Annotated in this window: 15 protein-coding genes; 5 read left to right on the plus strand and 10 right to left on the minus strand. The window is 71.1% G+C overall.

Annotation, left to right across the window (positions count from 1 at the left end):
* Positions 1-53 precede the first annotated feature (53 nt).
* From ACGFZA_RS22550 to ACGFZA_RS22565, 4 genes are all read right to left on the minus strand, one after another.
* A complete protein-coding gene (locus tag ACGFZA_RS22550) occupies positions 54-851 on the minus strand; it encodes an aldose 1-epimerase (protein ID WP_385282878.1) in 798 nt (265 codons plus the stop codon).
* Positions 852-872: 21 nt separating this feature from the next.
* A complete protein-coding gene (locus tag ACGFZA_RS22555) occupies positions 873-1,877 on the minus strand; it encodes an SRPBCC domain-containing protein (protein ID WP_393681448.1) in 1,005 nt (334 codons plus the stop codon).
* Between the two features lie 84 nt (positions 1,878-1,961).
* The gene (locus tag ACGFZA_RS22560) at positions 1,962-3,560 is read right to left on the minus strand and encodes a polyamine aminopropyltransferase (RefSeq protein ID WP_393681450.1); all 1,599 of its coding nucleotides are present in this window, start codon (positions 3,558-3,560) and stop codon (positions 1,962-1,964) included.
* Between the two features lie 84 nt (positions 3,561-3,644).
* Complete coding sequence (locus tag ACGFZA_RS22565; RefSeq protein ID WP_393681452.1) at positions 3,645-4,169, minus strand: DUF2617 family protein; 525 nt, start codon at positions 4,167-4,169, stop codon at positions 3,645-3,647.
* Between the two features lie 787 nt (positions 4,170-4,956).
* Here ACGFZA_RS22565 and ACGFZA_RS22570 point away from each other — a divergent pair.
* Positions 4,957-6,135, plus strand: a complete 1,179-nt coding sequence (locus tag ACGFZA_RS22570) for a pyridoxal phosphate-dependent aminotransferase (protein ID WP_393681454.1) — start codon at positions 4,957-4,959, stop codon at positions 6,133-6,135.
* A gap of 69 nt (positions 6,136-6,204) precedes the next feature.
* Here ACGFZA_RS22570 and ACGFZA_RS22575 read toward each other — a convergent pair whose 3' ends face one another.
* Entirely contained in the window at positions 6,205-6,765 is a 561-nt protein-coding gene (locus ACGFZA_RS22575; RefSeq protein ID WP_385282889.1) for a YbjN domain-containing protein, read from the minus strand.
* Between the two features lie 141 nt (positions 6,766-6,906).
* Positions 6,907-9,501, minus strand: a complete 2,595-nt coding sequence (clpB, locus tag ACGFZA_RS22580) for an ATP-dependent chaperone ClpB (protein WP_385282891.1) — start codon at positions 9,499-9,501, stop codon at positions 6,907-6,909.
* Between the two features lie 190 nt (positions 9,502-9,691).
* Here clpB and ACGFZA_RS22585 point away from each other — a divergent pair, with 190 nt between their 5' ends.
* Complete coding sequence (locus ACGFZA_RS22585) at positions 9,692-10,096, plus strand: pyridoxamine 5'-phosphate oxidase family protein (RefSeq protein ID WP_385282894.1); 405 nt, start codon at positions 9,692-9,694, stop codon at positions 10,094-10,096.
* Between the two features lie 163 nt (positions 10,097-10,259).
* On the opposite strand, the gene ACGFZA_RS22590 is transcribed toward ACGFZA_RS22585, so the two are convergent.
* Entirely contained in the window at positions 10,260-11,132 is an 873-nt protein-coding gene (locus ACGFZA_RS22590; RefSeq protein ID WP_393681457.1) for a hypothetical protein, read from the minus strand.
* Between the two features lie 195 nt (positions 11,133-11,327).
* Positions 11,328-11,648 (minus strand): (2Fe-2S)-binding protein, encoded by a 321-nt coding sequence (locus ACGFZA_RS22595; RefSeq protein ID WP_350994739.1) that lies wholly within the window; start codon positions 11,646-11,648, stop codon positions 11,328-11,330.
* 281 nt (positions 11,649-11,929) lie between these two features.
* Between ACGFZA_RS22595 and ACGFZA_RS22600 the strand changes: the two genes are divergently transcribed.
* The 3 genes from ACGFZA_RS22600 to ACGFZA_RS22610 all read left to right on the plus strand — a co-directional run bounded on the left by ACGFZA_RS22600 (position 11,930) and on the right by ACGFZA_RS22610 (position 15,116).
* A complete protein-coding gene (locus tag ACGFZA_RS22600) occupies positions 11,930-12,940 on the plus strand; it encodes a helix-turn-helix transcriptional regulator (protein WP_393681460.1) in 1,011 nt (336 codons plus the stop codon).
* A 188-nt stretch (positions 12,941-13,128) separates the two neighbouring features.
* Positions 13,129-14,109 (plus strand): LuxR C-terminal-related transcriptional regulator, encoded by a 981-nt coding sequence (locus ACGFZA_RS22605; RefSeq protein WP_385282902.1) that lies wholly within the window; start codon positions 13,129-13,131, stop codon positions 14,107-14,109.
* An 11-nt stretch (positions 14,110-14,120) separates the two neighbouring features.
* Positions 14,121-15,116 carry a LuxR C-terminal-related transcriptional regulator gene (locus tag ACGFZA_RS22610; protein ID WP_385282905.1) on the plus strand — a complete coding sequence of 332 codons (996 nt, stop codon included), beginning with the start codon at positions 14,121-14,123 and terminating at the stop codon, positions 15,114-15,116.
* Positions 15,117-15,147: 31 nt separating this feature from the next.
* On the opposite strand, the gene ACGFZA_RS22615 is transcribed toward ACGFZA_RS22610, so the two are convergent.
* Complete coding sequence (locus tag ACGFZA_RS22615) at positions 15,148-15,594, minus strand: heat shock protein transcriptional repressor HspR (protein ID WP_093899393.1); 447 nt, start codon at positions 15,592-15,594, stop codon at positions 15,148-15,150.
* A 1-nt stretch (position 15,595) separates the two neighbouring features.
* Complete coding sequence (gene dnaJ, locus ACGFZA_RS22620; RefSeq protein ID WP_393681463.1) at positions 15,596-16,786, minus strand: molecular chaperone DnaJ; 1,191 nt, start codon at positions 16,784-16,786, stop codon at positions 15,596-15,598.
* Between the last annotated feature and the right edge of the window lie 53 nt (positions 16,787-16,839).

A 16,839-nucleotide genomic window follows, 5' to 3' on the forward strand; every position in this document is an offset into this window, starting at 1 on the left:
GAGGATAAGGCGCCCGGTAGCGGTCCGTACGCGAGGCCCGTAGCGCCTCGCGCTCAGAGAGCGCGCCAGCTCCAGGTCGTCGCGATCTCCAGGGGCTCGATCGGGGTGACGTAGCGGGGCGCGGTGTTCAGTCCGTTCGGCGGGCCCGACTGCGGCTCCACACAGACCGCCTCGTCCTGCTCGTCGTAGACCACGACCCACTCGGTGCGGCTCTTCACCGTGAGCTCCAGCTGCTCCGGCCAGGTGAGGGTCACATCGACACCGTCGGGCATGCCGAAGCAGTCGTCCCACGGTCCGGCCAGGGGAGGGATCCGGCGCCCGGTCGGCAGATGGTTCTCGCCCCGCTCCTCCTGCCATGCGGCGTCGAAGTCGATCCGGACGTCCTCGCCGCTGCCGAGGTTGCGCCGGAACCACGGGTGCCAGCCGGCCTGTGCCGGGAACGAGTCCCCGTACGTCTCGACGCCGAACGCCAACGTCAGTGAGGACTCGGCCAGTTCGAAGGTCTGGGTCACCCGGCCCGGGTACGGCCAGGGGTCGGTCAGGTCGTAGTAGAACGCGGCTTCCGTTCCGCTCGCCCGCGCGGTGTGCCAGGCCGTGTCACGGCCTGTGCCGTGGATGGCGTGCGGCGGGGCGGTCAGCGGCAGCTGATGCGCCACACCGCCGTTGTGGAACTGCCCGTTCTCGGTGCGCCCGCACCACGGCACCATCGGGAAGCAGCCGTACCGCTCCCCCTGCCGCAGCAGTTCGGTACCACCGATCCGCAGGCTGCTGATACGGCAGCCGTTGGCGGGGTTCACGGTCAACTCTGCGTCGCCGACGGACAGCCGGACGTCCTTCTCGCTGCTGCTCACACGAAGACCCTACTGGCGCGGCTACCTCCGGCGCCGCAGCGCCCGGCCCACCACCACCGCGGAGGCGAGGGCGAGCGCGGCCGCAGGGGCCACCCAGCGCAGCGTGGCGCCCGCACCGGTCGCATCGGGCGACGGCACGGGGGCGTACCGGCCGCGCGGCGGAGCGTGGTCGACCTCCTCCGCACTGCGGCCGATCATGGTGCGCCGGGCATGCGCGGCCTCGGCCGGCGGCCCGTCCGGGACGGTGAACTCGATCCCGGCCACCGGGTCCAGCGACGACGGCGGCACCGGGGTGTCGAAGACGGAGGCATGGTCCGGGGACTGGTCCCCCGGCTCCTCGTCCGCGGCCGCCTCGTGGGGGTGCCCGGCCTCGGCGGAACCCGGGATGTCCGACTCCTCGGCCGCCTCCTCGATGGCCTGCTCCACCGCTTCCCCTACGGCCTGCTCCTCGGCGGCGACGGCCGCACCGGGCTCGTCCACGTCACCCGCATCCCCGCCGACGTCGCGCGCGGACCCGTCCGTGCCCGCGGCCCCGTCCGTCCCCGCGGCCCCGTCGGCCCCCGGCGTGTGCTCGGCAAGGGACTCCGTCACCAGCTGCTGCGCGAACCGGTCCAGCAGACGGTGGGCCGTCGACAGCGCGGCCGCCGGGTCCAGCTCCAGCAGGCGGCCGTCGCCGCTCACCGTGCCCTCGAAGGTGATCGCCGTACCGCCGTCGCGTTCGGTGAGGCGGACGGTCAGGGCCAGCTTCGCCGAACCGGTGCCCCGCGCCTCCGTCCCCTCGCCCGCCACGGACAGGGCGTACGCGGCCTCACCGGCCTCCCCGGCCGTCGGCAGGGTGAGCCGCAACGCGCCCCGATAGGTGATGGTGTGGCCGCCTGCGCGGACCTTGAGCCGGCCGGCCAGCGGGCCCGCGGACGTGTCGGCGTCCTGCTGAAGCCCCGGCACACAGCGCGCGACCCGGGCAGGATCGGCCAGCGTCCGCCGAAGGGCCGGGACCGGAACCGGAACGAACACCTCATGCTCCATGGAAACCGAGCCTACTCAGCCCCGGCCACCACGTCAGCGCTTCGGCCCCCTCGAAGACCGCCGCACGGGCCCGGCGCGCCCCGCTCACCGCTCCTCCCAGTACCGCGGGTGCACGAGCGTCGAGGGCGCCTGGTCCCACAGCCGCCCGGACTCCGCCCGCCGCCCCGCGTCCCGCAGCGCCGGGCCCGTGACGGACCGCAGCCGCGGCGCCCCCGGGTCCAGGCCGAGGGCCGGTGCCACGACGGGGCCGGCCAGCACGAACCCCCAGCCGTGCACCTGCGCCGTCCGGTCCGTCGCCCGGTCGGGGCCGGGCGCGAATCCGACGTACCGCCCGCTGATCCGATAGGGGCGGGTGTGCAGCCCCGCCGCGCGCACCGACGCCTCGACCGTCCAGTACGTGCGCGGCCGGGTCACGGCCGGCCCCGCGTGCACCACCAGCCGGCCGTCCGGAGCGAGGGCCCGGGCGACCAAGCCGTAGAACTCCGCCGAGTAGAGCTTCGTACTGGCCGAGATCCCCGGGTCCGGCAGGTCCGCGATCACCACGTCGTAACGGTCGTGCGCCGTCCGCAGCCGGCTGAACGCGTCCCCGGTCACGGCGGTCAGCCGGGGGTCCCGGTAGGCGTGCCCGTTCAGCGCGGAGAGCGCACGGTCCGTACGGGCCAACCGGGTGACGGCGGGGTCCAGCTCCACCACGGTCACGCTCCGCACGTCCGGGTAGCGCAGCACCTCACGGGCCGCCAGACCGTCGCCGCCGCCCAGGATCAGCACCCGGGCGTGCGGCCCGTTCATCGCAGGATGGACCAGCGCCTCGTGGTAGCGGTACTCGTCGCGCGAGCTGACCCGCAGGCGCCCGTCCAGGTAGAGGTCGAGCGAGCCCCGGTCGGCGCCGGTCAGCACGACCTCCTGGACCTCGGTCTGCACCGCGACCCGCACCTGGTCGCCGTAGACCGCCCGCCGCGCCGCCCGCTCGAAGTCGTCGGCCAGCAGGGCGGCCGACGCGAGCACCACGATCACCGCCACGTTGGCGGCGATCAGCAGCCACCGGGAGCGGGCCGTGAGATCCCGCCGGAACAGCCACAGGACCAGCGCACCGCCCGCCGCCGCGTTGACCGCCCCGGTGAACAGCGCGCCCGTGAGCTGCCCGAGCATCGGCAGCAGCAGGAACGGGAACGCGAGACCCCCGACCAGCGCGCCCACGTAGTCGGCGGCGAAGAGGTCGGCCACGGCCCCGCCCGCGTCCTGCCGGTCCACCCGCTGGATCAGCGTCATCAGCAGCGGGATCTCCGCACCGATCAGGACCCCGATCGCCAGCGAGAACCCGACCAGCGCGTACCGCGACTCCCCGATCCAGGCGAACGAGGCGTAGAGCACCAGCGCGGAGAAGCCGCCGACCAGGGCGAGGGCCGCCTCGATCAGGCCGAAGCCGACCGCGGCGTGGCTGCGTAAACGTTTCGCGAGCAGCGAGCCGATGCCCATGGCGAACACCATCACGGACAGCACGACGGACGCCTGGGTGACCGAGTCACCGATCAGGTAGGAGGCGAGTGCCACCAGTTCGAGCTCGTACACCAGCCCGCAGGCGGCGCAGATGAAGACGGTGGCCAGCACGAGATACCTGCCGGTCCTCGGCCGCACGGGAAGCCGCGCCGCGCCCCCTCGCAGCGGCACCTGCTGGTCGATCATGCCGCGAACGCTACGTCACGGAAACGTCGCCGCTTGTCACCCACAAGGGTGTAATCGGCGCACTGCCAACGGAGTTGGAGCCGGTCACAGCGCCGCCGTCGCCGGCATCCGCACGCCGACCCGGGTCCGCGTGACCACCAGCCGGCCCTCCTGCGGGTACGCGTGCCAGGTGCGCCACCGCACCTGGCCGTCGGTCCGCTGGGCGAACATGGCGGTGAAGGCGTGCGGGCTCCCCGGGAACGTCCCGGCCAGCCCGTGGGGATGGTCGGCGACGAGCGCCAGCAGCTCCTGCGCGCGTCCCGCGAAGGAGCCCGCACCGAGCGTCTCGACGTGCGCCGCGAACTCGTACTCCCAGTCCCCCAGCCGCTTGGAGACGCCTAAGGGCAGGGGGGTGCTGCTGCCGGGGATACAGGCGACGGTTTCGGAACAGCTGCCGCGTTCCTCCTCCAGAAGCACCTGGTGAGAGGCGCCGAGCAGGCGCAACTGCAGTTGCGCAGCCCCGAGCCGGAGGTCGAGGACGGCCAGCGCCGGGAGCGGTTCACGCCCCAGCGCCCAGGCCAGATCGGCGGCACAGGTGTCGGAATAGGCCGTATGAAGGGTCGTGAGCATGGGTCGGCTCCGCAAAACACACATGGACACGTGGACAGGGGGCGCCCCGAGGTGGTGCACGTGGGAGGTGGGAAGCGCCCGATCAGGTCCAACTGGGGTCCGAGGGCTGAATGTTCTCTCAACCGAGGGAATCACGAACTACGCCGCACTCGCAGCGTTTTTACCCAACTTGGCGTGGTTTCCATCCCCTCGGGGGCCTGCCGGTTCAGGTGTTCACCGGCAACGCGCCGCACAGCCCAACAAAAAGACGCCCGGCGGGACTTAGAGGGTCTCCCTCCTGTCCCGCCGGGCGTCCGGGCCGGCCGTGCCTGCCCGGCCGCGGACCAGCTGCCCCGTGTCAGCTGCCTCCGCCGCATCCGCCCCCGCCACCGCACGACGAACCGCCGCCGCACGACGAGCCCCCGCCACATGACGAACCCCCGCCACACGAATGGCCACCGGAGTGGCCGCCCGAATGGCCGCCGCTGCCGCCGCCGCAGGACGAGCCGCCGCCCCCGCCGGCCCACCAGCTGCCCCCGCCCGCCGCACCGGCCGTGCCGCGCCGCTTGCTCCGGCCCAGCGGCTTCCTGCGGCTTCCGGCGCTCGCCATCATCGCGACGAGGGACACCACCCCCACGACCAGCAGCACCCCGATGACCAGTCCCTTCACGGACCTCACGCCCTTCCGTTCCCCCGAAGCGAGGCCCCCCGCTCCGCACCGATTCCTGCGTGCAGGGGGAATTCCCCCGCCCCCGGACGGCCAAAGCAGACTTGAGCAACTCCAGAGCTTCCGCGCAGGATGGCGCTCATGACACAGGGACGACCGCTGCTCAACCGCCGCCTCGCCGAGTTCGGCACGACGATCTTCGCGGAGATGTCCGCGCTGGCCGCCCGCACCGGGGCCATCAACCTCGGCCAGGGCTTCCCCGACACCGACGGCCCCGAGGAGGTCCGCGAGGCCGCGGTCCGTGCCCTGCGCGCCGGGCACGGCAACCAGTACCCACCGGGGCCGGGCGTCCCCGAGCTGCGCACCGCGATCGCGGACCACCAGCAGCACCGCTACGCCCTGACCTACGACCCCGACACCGAGGTCCTCGTCACCGCGGGCGCCACCGAGGCCATCGCGGCCTCCCTGCTGGCGCTCCTGGAGCCCGGCGACGAGGTCATCGCGCTGGAGCCGTACTACGACTCGTACGCCGCCTGCATCGCCATGGCGGGCGCCACCCGCGTCCCCGTCACCCTGCATCCCGAGCCCGCCACCGGCACCTACCGGCTGGACCTCGACGAACTGCGCGCCGCCGTCACCCCGCGCACCCGGCTGCTGCTGGTCAACACCCCGCACAACCCCACGGGCACCGTCCTGACCCGCGAGGAACTCGGCGCGATCGCCGAGCTGGCGTGCGAACGCGATCTCCTCGTGGTCACCGACGAGGTCTACGAGCACCTGGTCTTCGAGGGCGAGCACCTGCCACTGGCCGGCTTCCCCGGCATGCGCGAGCGGACGGTGACCATCGGTTCGGCCGGCAAGACCCTGTCCTTCACCGGCTGGAAGGTCGGCTGGGTCACCGCGAGCCCCGGGCTGGTGACGGCGGTGCGCTCGGCGAAGCAGTTCCTGACCTACGTCTCCGCGGGGCCGTTCCAGTACGCGGTCGCCGAGGCGCTGCGGCTGCCCGACAGCTACTTCGACACGCTGCGCGCGGATCTGCGGGCCAAGCGGGACCTGCTGAGCGGCGGGCTCGCCGAGGCCGGTTTCCAGGTCTACCGCCCGGCCGGCACGTACTTCGTCACCACCGACATCCGCCCGCTGGACAGCAGCGGCGACGGCTTCGCGTTCTGCCGCTCGCTGCCGGAACGGTGCGGGGTGGTGGCCGTCCCGAACGCGGTCTTCTACGACCACCGCGAGCAGGGCGCACCGTTCGTGCGCTTCGCGTTCTGCAAGCGTACGGAGGTGCTGGAGGAGGCCGTTTCACGGCTCAAGGGCCTGTGACACGACAGCGGCGCGGGGGCGGTCCGATGAGGGACCGCCCCCCCGCCGCCGGCGTCGCGTACGGAGGGCTCAGGCCTCGGGAGCGTCCTGCTCCACGCCTTCCGCCTTCTCCTCGGCCGGTGCCAGGCCGAGGCGCTCCAGGAGCCACTTGTCGAACTCGATGGAGGCGCGCACCCAGCTGACCGTCGAGGAGACGAAGTGCTCCAGGGAGACGCCGGTGCCGATGAGCATCTGCGCCTCACCGATCAGCCGCACCGAGGTGGCGGTGTCGTCGGCGCCTTCCTCGGGCTCGTGGGTGTGCGTGTAGACCTTGGGCCACAGGGTGCGGCGGTTCCAGTCGTCGATCGCGTCGAGCAGGACCGGGCGCTGGTCCGTGTCGTGCGGGCGGTCGTAGAACGTGCGGACCGAGAAGACCTGCTGCTCGCCCTCGCCACGGAACATGAAGTACGTGCGGAAGTCTTCCCACGGCGCCGCGAGGTCGCCCTCGTCGTCGACGACGTACTTCAGCTCCATCTGCTCCAGGAGCTGCTTGACGAGGTCCTGGTCAGGGACGACGGGGCCCTCCGGTCCTGCCGCCTGCGGTTCGGGCTGGCCCCCGAAGTTAGGAATCGAGGACGGATCGATGCTCACCGTAATTTCCCTTCGTGCGGTTGGCTGCCATCCTCTCCCATGGCGGGCGGGGCATGGCAAGCCCGGACGGCCCCGATCCGCCACAAGCTGATATCCAGCCGGTGGGGACCGGGGCCGCCGGTTACGCCACATGTGCTCCGGTCAGCTCGCCGGGCCGACGGTCAGGCCGTCGCCCTCCCGGTCGACGCGGACCGTCGCGCCGTCCGTGATCTCGCCCGCGATGATCTTCTTCGCGAGCCGGTCGCCGATCGCCGTCTGGATGAGGCGGCGCAGCGGCCGGGCACCGTAGGCCGGGTCGTTGCCCTCCTCGGCCAGCCAGGCCAGGGCGGCCGGGGTGACGTCGAGGGTGAGCTGCCGGTCGGCGAGCCGCTTGGCGAGCCGGTCGATCTGGAGCCCCGCGATGTGGGCGAGCTCGTCGCCGGACAGGGCGGAGAAGACGACCAGGTCGTCGAGCCGGTTGAGGAACTCCGGCTTGAAGGACGCCCGCACGACCTCCAGGACCTGCCGCTTCTTCTCCTCGGGCTTGGTCAGGGGGTCGGTCAGGTACTGGCTGCCGAGGTTGGACGTCAGGATCAGGATGGTGTTCCGGAAGTCCACCGTCCGGCCCTGTCCGTCGGTGAGCCGGCCGTCGTCGAGGACCTGGAGCAGGATGTCGAAGACCTCGGGGTGCGCCTTCTCCACCTCGTCCAGCAGGACGACGCTGTACGGGCGGCGGCGGACCGCCTCCGTGAGCTGGCCGCCCTCCTCGTAGCCGACGTACCCGGGCGGGGCGCCGACCAGCCGGGCCACGCTGTGCTTCTCGCTGTACTCGCTCATGTCGATGCGGACCATGGCCCGCTCGTCGTCGAAGAGGAAGTCCGCGAGGGCCTTCGCCAGCTCGGTCTTGCCAACGCCGGTGGGTCCGAGGAAGAGGAACGATCCGGTGGGCCGGTCGGGGTCGGCGATCCCGGCCCGGGTGCGGCGTACCGCGTCCGAGACGGCCTGCACGGCCTCGGTCTGCCCGATGAGGCGCCGGCCCAGCTCCTCCTCCATGCGCAGCAGCTTCTGGGTCTCGCCCTCCAGGAGCCGTCCGGCCGGGATACCGGTCCAGGCACCGACCACGTCGGCGATGTCGTCCGGGCCGACCTCTTCCTTGACCAGGGTCTCCTTGGGCTCCTTCGCGGCCTCCTCCTCGGCCTCGGCGGCCTCGGCCAGCTCCCGCTCCAGGCCCGGGATCTCCCCGTAGAGCAGCTTGGACGCGGTGTCGAAGTCGCCGTCGCGCTGGGCTCGTTCGGCCTGTCCGCGCAGCTCGTCGAGGCGTTCCTTGAGCTCACCGACGCGGTTGAGGCCCTGCTTCTCCTTCTCCCAGCGGGCGTTGAGACCGCGCAGCTCCTCCTCCTTGTCGGCGAGGTCGCGGCGCAGCTTCTCCAGCCGCTGCTTGGAGGCGGTGTCCGACTCGTTCTTGAGAGCCAGCTCCTCCATGTGCAACCGGTCGACCGAGCGCTGGAGTTCGTCGATCTCCACGGGAGAGGAGTCGATCTCCATGCGCAGCCGCGAGGCCGCCTCGTCGACGAGGTCGATGGCCTTGTCCGGCAGGAAGCGGGAGGTGATGTAGCGGTCGGAGAGGGTCGCGGCGGCGACCAGCGAGGAGTCCGCGATCTGCACCTTGTGGTGGGCCTCGTAGCGGCCCTTGAGCCCGCGCAGGATCGCGATGGTGTCCTCTACGGACGGCTCCGCCACCAGCACCTGCTGGAAGCGGCGCTCCAGGGCCGGGTCCTTCTCGATCCGCTCGCGGTACTCGTCGAGCGTGGTGGCACCGACCATCCGCAGCTCGCCGCGGGCCAGCATGGGCTTGAGCATGTTGCCCGCGTCCATGGCGGAGTCGCCCCCGGCGCCGGCGCCGACGACGGTGTGGAGCTCGTCGATGAACGTGATGATCTGGCCGTCGCTCTCCTTGATCTCGGAGAGGACGGTCTTCAGGCGCTCCTCGAACTCGCCGCGGTACTTCGCGCCCGCGACCATGGCGCCCAGGTCCAGCGAGACGAGCCGCTTGTTCTTCAGGGACTCGGGGACGTCGCCCTTGACGATGCGCTGGGCGAGCCCCTCCACGACGGCGGTCTTGCCGACGCCGGGCTCACCGATGAGCACCGGGTTGTTCTTGGTGCGGCGCGAGAGCACCTGGACGACGCGGCGGATCTCCTGGTCGCGCCCGATGACCGGGTCGAGCTTGCCCTCGCGCGCGGCCGCGGTGAAGTCCGTACCGAATTTCTCCAGGGCCTTGTACTGGCCCTCCGGGTCCGGTGTGGTCACCCGGCGCCCTCCCCTGCTCTTCTCGAACGCGTCCAGCAGCTTCTTCGCACTGGCTCCCTGCCCGTCGAGGATCTCACCGGCGCGGCCGCCCTTCGCCGCGATGCCGATGAGCAGGTGCTCGGTGGAGATGAAGTCGTCGCCGAGCTCCTTCGCCCGCCGGGCGGCGTCGTCGATGACGGCGAGCAGTTCACGGTTGGGCTGGGGCGGGGCGACGGTCGAGCCGGTCACGCTGGGCAGGGCGCCCAGGAGCCGCTCGGTCTCGCTGCGTACGGCGATCTGGTCCGCCTCGACTGCGGCTAGCAGATCGACGAGATTCTCGTTGTCCTCACCCGCGAGCAGCGCGAGCAGCAGATGCCCGGGGGTCAGATCGGGGTGCCCGTCCTTCACGGCCCTGCTGGTGGCCGCGTTGATGGCGTCCCGGCTCCTGTTGGTCAGCTCGGCGTCCACGTGCGCTCTCTCCTCCTTGCGGTGACTGGCCCATCCTCATTACTGACACGATCAACGTGCACAAAGTTGAGTCTATTCCACTCAAGGCCAGAAGGTCACCCGTTCCCGGCTCCTCGTTCCGTTCCGAGTGAACCGGCCGCCCCGCCCGCCCGCCACCGCGCGGCACCTCCGGACTGCCTAGGCTGATCCCATGGCAGTCGACGTACGCAATCCCGGCCCGGAGTACCTGGCGTTCTGGCGCGAGTCCCACCTGTGCACCCTCACCACGCCCCGCCCCGACGGGACCCCGCACGTGGTGCCGGTGTGCGTGACGTACGACCCCGAGGCCGGCCTCGCCCGCATCATCACGAACAAGAACAGCCGCAAGGTCGCCAACATCCTGGCCGCGGGCCCGGACGGTGCCCGCGTCGCCGCCTGCCAGGTCCACCGGGCACGCTGGGCGACCCTGGAGGGCGTCGCGAGGGTACGCACGGAGCAGGACAGGGTCGATACGGCCGTACGCCTCCACACGGAGCGCTACGCACGCACGCCGTCGCCCAATCCGGACCGGGTCGTCATCGAGATCAGCCTGGACCGGGCACTCGGCCGGGGATGACCCGCAGGGGCCACCGGGCACTCAGCCGGGGATGACCCGCAGCGGCCACCTGGGATCACCCGCAGGGGCCGCCGGGCGCTCCGCCCGGGGCGCCCGGGCGGCCGCCGACCCCCTCGCGTGCCGTCAGCCGCCGCCGTCCGCTGTCACCCCCGTCCGCGTGCCGTCAGCTGCCGCCCCCCGACCACGGCCGGCGGGGCGGCACGGGCGGCGGGGCCATCGGCGTGGGCGCCTGCGCCTGGGCCGGGAGGGGAACCGCGATCTCCTCCTCGATCTCCGGGAGACCGTGCGGGAAGGCCACGTCGGGAGCGACCTCGCGGCCGTCGACGGCGACGTACAGCCCTTCCCGCGCGGCGGCGTGCAGCGCCTCCCGCAGGGCGCGCGGCGCCTCGGTCCGCATGACGGCCCTCTCCTCGTCAGCGGGGCCGAAGCCCTTGACGAAGTCGGAGAAGAACTGTCCGACGAGTTCGGTGCCCCGCCGCTCGCGCCACATCACCCAGCCCAGATAGAGGCCGGTGCCGTAGGCGAACACCGAGAGGTGCGCGACGTAACTCCCGTCCCGGAGCGCCATCCGGTGGGTCACCCGGGGGTGCTCACCCCCGGCCCGGATGCGGCGGAACACCGGCACGACCGGCAGCCGGCGCTCCTGCACGACCCTGGCGATCTCGGTGTACGCCGACGCGGCGTGCGCCTCCCGGTCGGCCAGCAGGACCCGCCACTCGCCGACGGGCTCGGTGATCTTCGACGCCAGGAAGACGGCGACGAAAACGATCATGGCGATCTGCAGGCCGATCCCCATGATCCCGAGACCGCTCTGCGGATCACCGGCCAGGGCGACGAGCCCGGCGAAGCCGAAGAGGAGAAGCACGCCGAACGCCACGGCGGCGGCCCTCAGCCACACCGCCAGAAAGACCTTCCCGTTCACCGTGTCGTCGAAGGAGACCTCCACCTCGCGGTGGAGCAGCATCTTGTCGAGGTACGCGGCATCGCCGTCATGCCCGCGACGGCCCGGCAGTTCTTCGACCTCGTGTCCGCTCATGAATGCCCCTTGGGGTGGAAGGGCGGAGCGTGGAGGACCGTGGCCCCACCCACACAGGCGGCGCGCTTTGACACCTTCTGCGCTGCTCCGACCGGAATGTCTCCGGGAGAAGCACAACGGCGCCACCGTGTTCAGGTCACGGTGGCGCCGTTGTGTGGGGGAGTGTCTGAGCGACGTGGAACGACGGGGGATCGCTCAGGCACTGCGGGGGGTGGCGGAGATGGCTTCGGTTTCGAACAGCTGGTGGTCACGCTGTGCGAGGTTCACAAAGATCATGTCGTACCGAATGGCGCAGCGCACGGGCTGCGGTGCTCCGCGCGGCTTGCGGAGGCAGCGGTAGGCACGCAGTTCCCCGTCGTCCTCACGGGCGACGACGACCGGGTCGCCGAACAGAGTGACCATCAACGAATCACCACGGTGGGGAAGTGCCGTGACGAGGTCGATGAAATGCCACCCTGAGCGGTAGGCGGTTGCCATCTCACGCCGGAAGGTCCGGTCGTCCGGCGGCGTGGTCACACCTCTGCCCGGTTCACCACGGAATTGCCCCACCCGACATCGGACTGGTGCAGGTCGGCGGGGGCGGCCTGCACGTTGCCCCACCCGACGTCCGGCGGAGAGACTTGTGCCACGAGCAGCAGTGCAGCAGCCGCAACCACAGCGCCAAGCACTGAGCGAAGCATTCTCTTGTACATAGTCGGCTTCGTCCTCACTTGATGAATTCCTCTCCCCCGCTCCACAAGAGACGATGGCTCATTCGGACATGTCAAAGCCACAGGAGCGATGCATCATGTTCCTGAATGTTCAGGACCCTGGGGGGTGGAGTTTTGCCTATAACAGATACGAAACCGACACATACTCACACGGTCACGAACCTATGCACCGAGGGAGTCAGGCTGTACGCGGCTGCCCTGAGCGTCGGACGCATCGCCCGTGCCGAGGTGGAACCCGCACCCTGCCTCGTCGAGTTCGGCCTCCTGTTGCCCGACCCGGACGACGCCTCGTGGCTCCGTCCGGTTCCGCCCTCCGCAGCCCTGGCACAGCGGCTTCACCCACTGGAGCGTGAGATCCAGGACCGCAGACGAACGTCCCTGGAGCTGGCCGACGCGTTCGAACCGTTCATGGCCATCAGCGCCCAGAGCCCTGCGCCGACCCATGCCATCACGGTGCTGGAAGGCATCGACCGGATCAACGCGGCCCTCGACCTGGCCATCGCCGAGAGCCGGACCGAGGTGCTGACCGTCCAGCCCGGAGGCCGGCGCAGCGAGGAAATCCTGGGGGAAGCCCTGACCCGCAGCAAACCTCTCATAGATTCCGGGATCAGCGTCCGCACTCTGTACCAGCACACGGTCAGGCACAGCCAGCGCACCTTCGCCTACGTCGACCTGATGGCCGGCGCCCGCATGGAGATCCGCACGCTCGAGGAACTCATCGAACGCCTCATCATCTGCGACGACACCGTGGCCTTCATCCCGGCCCGGGACGACCCGCCCATCGCACTCGAACTGAGGCACCCGGGGCTGGTCACGTACCTGACGAAGGTGTTCGAGCAACTGTGGCGCAGGGCCGTCCCCTTGAACGAGGCGGCGCCGTACGATCCGGCCCGCGACGGCATCACCGGCGTCCAGCGTGCCATCGCCACCCTGCTGGTGGAGGGTCATGTCGATGAGGCGATAGCCCGGCGGCTCGGCATGAACGTCCGCACCTGCCGGGCCCACGTCGCCAAACTGTCCGCCGTACTGGGAAGCACCAGCCGAGCCCAACTCGGCTATTTGATCGCCCAGTCAGGAATCCTCAATGAGGATTCCTGACCGGGCCGGCCCCAAAAAGTCCCCCACCCCCGGGCCGGTCGGACGCCGCCATGCAACGGGGGAGAGCACGGCCACGCCCTGTAATCAACCGAGGGAGTTCCCGGCTCCCCCGACACGCCCAGACTCTCCCGAGGGCTACGCTTCCACCACCGTCATCTTGCTGCACTGCCGAAAGTGGGGGGTCACGAATGGGCAGGGATGAGGACACACCGGCCCACCCGCACGGGGGGCGCGAGCTGTGCGACGCGGCGGTCAGGATCTACACCGAGGCACTGAGCGCGGGACGGATACCCCGGGCCGCGATCGAACCCGCTCCCTGCCTGGTGGAGTTGGCCCTGGTACATCCCGATCCCCAGGACCCCGAGTGGATACGTCCGGTACCTCCGTCCGCAGCCCTCACCCACCTGCTGCAGCCCGTCGTACGCGAGATCCACGAGCGCATCAGACTCTCCGCCGCGCTGGCCGACTCACTGGCTCCCCTCGCCTCCGTCGCCAGCACCGACCCCAACCTCGCGATCACCGTCCTCGAAGGCATCCCGCTGATCGAGGCGACCGTCCAGAACGCCCTGGACGGCGCGCAGGAGGAGATCCTGACGCTGCAGCCGGGAAGCAGCCGCCCGGCGGAACAGCTCAAGAAGGCGCTGGCACTCGCCCTGTCCACGGTCGAGCGCGGCGTCACCATGCGGCACATCTACCAGCACCCGGCCCGGTACAGCCCGACCATCAAGGCGTATCTGTACGAAGTGCCGCCCGGCCACATCCAGGTCCGCACCATCGAGCAGACCGTCGAGCGGCTGTTCATCTTCGACCGCACCGTGGCCTTCATCCCCGCGAACGCCAAGCGTGACGTGGCCCTGGAGATCCGCCACCCCGCACTCGTCCGCTATCTGGTCCAGGTGTACGAGGTCCTGTGGGCCCAGGCCACCCCCCTCGCCGAAGCGCTGAAGGCACCCCCTCCGAGCGCCTCCGTCACCGCCGTCCAGCAGAGCATCGCCCGCCTCCTCGTCGAAGGACACGTGGACCAGGTGGTGGCCCGCAAACTCGGTATCAGCGTCCGCACCTGCCGCACCCACATCGCCAAGCTCATGCAGATCCTGGGTGCCACCAGCCGCACCCAACTGGGCGTCCTCCTCGTCCGGTCCGGCATCGCCGACCACGCGAAGAGCTGACGGTGCCGTCCATGCACGAGCACAGCGACCGCCCGGTGTGCGACGCGGCGGTCAGCCTCTACTCCGAAGCGCTGGCCGCAGGCCGCATCGCCCGGTCCGCCGCCGAACCCCTGCCCTGCCTCATCGAGGGCGCGCTGCTCGAACCCGACCCGCTGGACAGCCTGTGGCTGCGCCCGGTACCGCCGTCCGCCGCCCTCGCGCACCTGTTGCACCCCATCGCCCAGGGGCTCCTGGACCAGGTACGCGCCTCCGACCTCCTGGCCAGGTCGCTGGTCCCCCTCACCTTCCTCAGCCATGGCCTCCCCCATCTCGCCATCACCGTGCTCAGCGGACGCTCGACGATCCAGGCGTCCATCAACGATTCCGCGCGGGAGACGGCCGAAGAGATCCTCACGCTGCAACCCGGCAGTACCCGGCCGCGCGAGGACCTCCAGACGGCCCTGTCAGGAACGCTGCCCACCGCGGAACGGGGCGTTCAGGTGCGGCACATCTACCAGCACTCGGCGCGCTACAGCCCCGCCCTCAAGGCGTACCTGGGCCAACTGAGCGGCGGACTCCTCCAGGTCCGCACCATGGAGCAGGCCGTCGACCGCCTCCTCATCTTCGACCGCAAGGTCGCCTACCTCCCCGCCAACCCCGACCGCAGCGCCGCCCTGGAGATCCGCCACCCCGCACTCGTCGGCTTCCTCGCCGGGATCTACGAAACCCTGTGGGCCCAGGCCACCCCCTTCACCCAGCAACTCCCCACCACCCTGCCCGGCACCCCCGTCACCGCCGTCCAGCACAGCATCGCCCGCCTCCTCGCCGAAGGAAACCAGGACGAAGCCGTCGCCCGCACACTCGGCATCAGCGTCCGCACCTGCCGCGCCCACATCTCCAAACTCATGCAAACCCTCGGCGCCACCAGCCGCACCCACCTCGGCGCCCTCCTCGTCCACGCCGGCATCGCCGAGCCCGGACCGCCGGACACGACGGAGAAGCCCGCCACCCCTGACGTTCCGGGGTGACGGGCTTCTCCGTCGCGGGGATCGGATCCCCTCAGTCCTTCGGCCTCTTCGGCCGCCAGACCACCAAGGCACTGGTCTGCTGCACATCCTGATACGGCACCAGGTCGCGCCGGTACGACGCGTGCACCTGCGCCTCGCGCTGCTGCATGGCCACCGCCGCCCCGTCCACGGCCGCCGAGAGCTCGGCGACGCGCTGCTGGAGGGCCGCGACCTGATTCTCCAGTTCGATGATGCGCTTGATGCCGGCCAGATTGATGCCCTCGTCCTGCGACAGCTGCTGCACGGTGCGCAGCAGCTCGATGTCGCGGGCCGAGTAGCGCCGTCCGCGTCCGGCCGTACGGTCGGGCGAGACCAGGCCGAGGCGGTCGTACTGGCGCAGCGTCTGCGGATGGAGGCCCGAGAGCTGGGCCGCGATCGAGATCACGTACACCGGTGATTCATCGGTGAGTTCGTACGGATTGCGTCGTCGGCCGTCCACCTCAAGCTCCCTTCGCTGCCTGGAACAGCTCCGCCCGCGGGTCCTGGTCCGCGGTCGCCTTTCGGTAGGTCTCCAGGGCGTCCCGGGCCTCGGGGCCCAGGTCCGTGGGGACCGTCACCTCGACGGTGACCAGCAGGTCGCCACGGGTGCCGTCCTTGCGGACCGCGCCCTTGCCCCTGGCCCGCATGGTGCGCCCGTTGGGCGTGCCGGCCGGAAGCTTCAGGGTGACCGGCGGTCCGCCGAGCGTGGGGACCTTCACCTCGCCGCCGAGCGCCGCCTCCGTGAAGGTGACGGGCACGGTGACGGTGAGGTTGTCGCCCTTGCGGCCGAAGACCGGGTGGGCGTCGACGTGGACGACGACATAGAGGTCGCCGGCCGGTCCGCCGCGCTCGCCCGGGGCGCCCTTGCCGCGCAGCCGGATCCGCTGGCTGTCGAGGACACCCGCCGGAATCCTGACCTGCATGGTGCGGGACGACTTCGCCCGGCCGCTGCCCTTGCAGACCTCGCAGGGGTCCTGGGCGATGAGGCCCCGGCCCTTGCAGTCCACGCAGGGATCGGTGAGCGAGAACCCGCCGCCGGTGCCGCGCGAGACCTGGCCGGTGCCGACGCAGGTCGGGCAGACCCTGGGGGTGCCGTTCTTGTCGCCGGTACCGGAGCACGCCTTGCAGGGCGCCTGGCTGGACATCCGCAGCGGGACCGTGGCCCCGTCGACCGCCTCGGTGAAGCTGAGCGTCACCTCGGACTCGATGTCCTGGCCGCGGCGCGGCTGCACGCGTGTGCCGGTGCCGCCGCCGCCGCGGTTGAAGAGGCCGCCGAAGACATCTCCCAGACCGCCGCCGCCGCCGAAGCCGCCGGCACCGCCCTGGCCCCCGCCCGGGGCACCTCCGAAGAGGTCCCCCAGGTCGAAGTTGAAGTTGCCCTGCGCTCCGCCGGGTCCGGCGCGGAAGCCGCCGTTGCCGAAGAGGGCGCGTGCCTCGTCGTACTCCTTGCGCTTCTTGGTGTCACCGAGGATGTCGTTCGCCTCGGAGATCTCCTTGAAGCGCTCCTCCGCCTTGTCGTCGCCCTTGTTGGCGTCCGGGTGGAACTCGCGGGCGAGCTTCCGGTACGCCTTCTTGATCTCGGCGTCGGTGGCGTCCTTCGGGACGCCGAGAACCTTGTAGTAGTCCTTCTCGACGAAGTCCTTCGTACTCATCGACGTCCCTCCTTCCGGACGACCGGCCCCTTGGCCGGACGGGTGGGCGGGCG

Origin of the sequence: Streptomyces sp. NPDC048211, from assembly GCF_043202315.1 — a bacterium.
Taxonomy (GTDB): Bacteria; Actinomycetota; Actinomycetes; order Streptomycetales; family Streptomycetaceae; genus Streptomyces.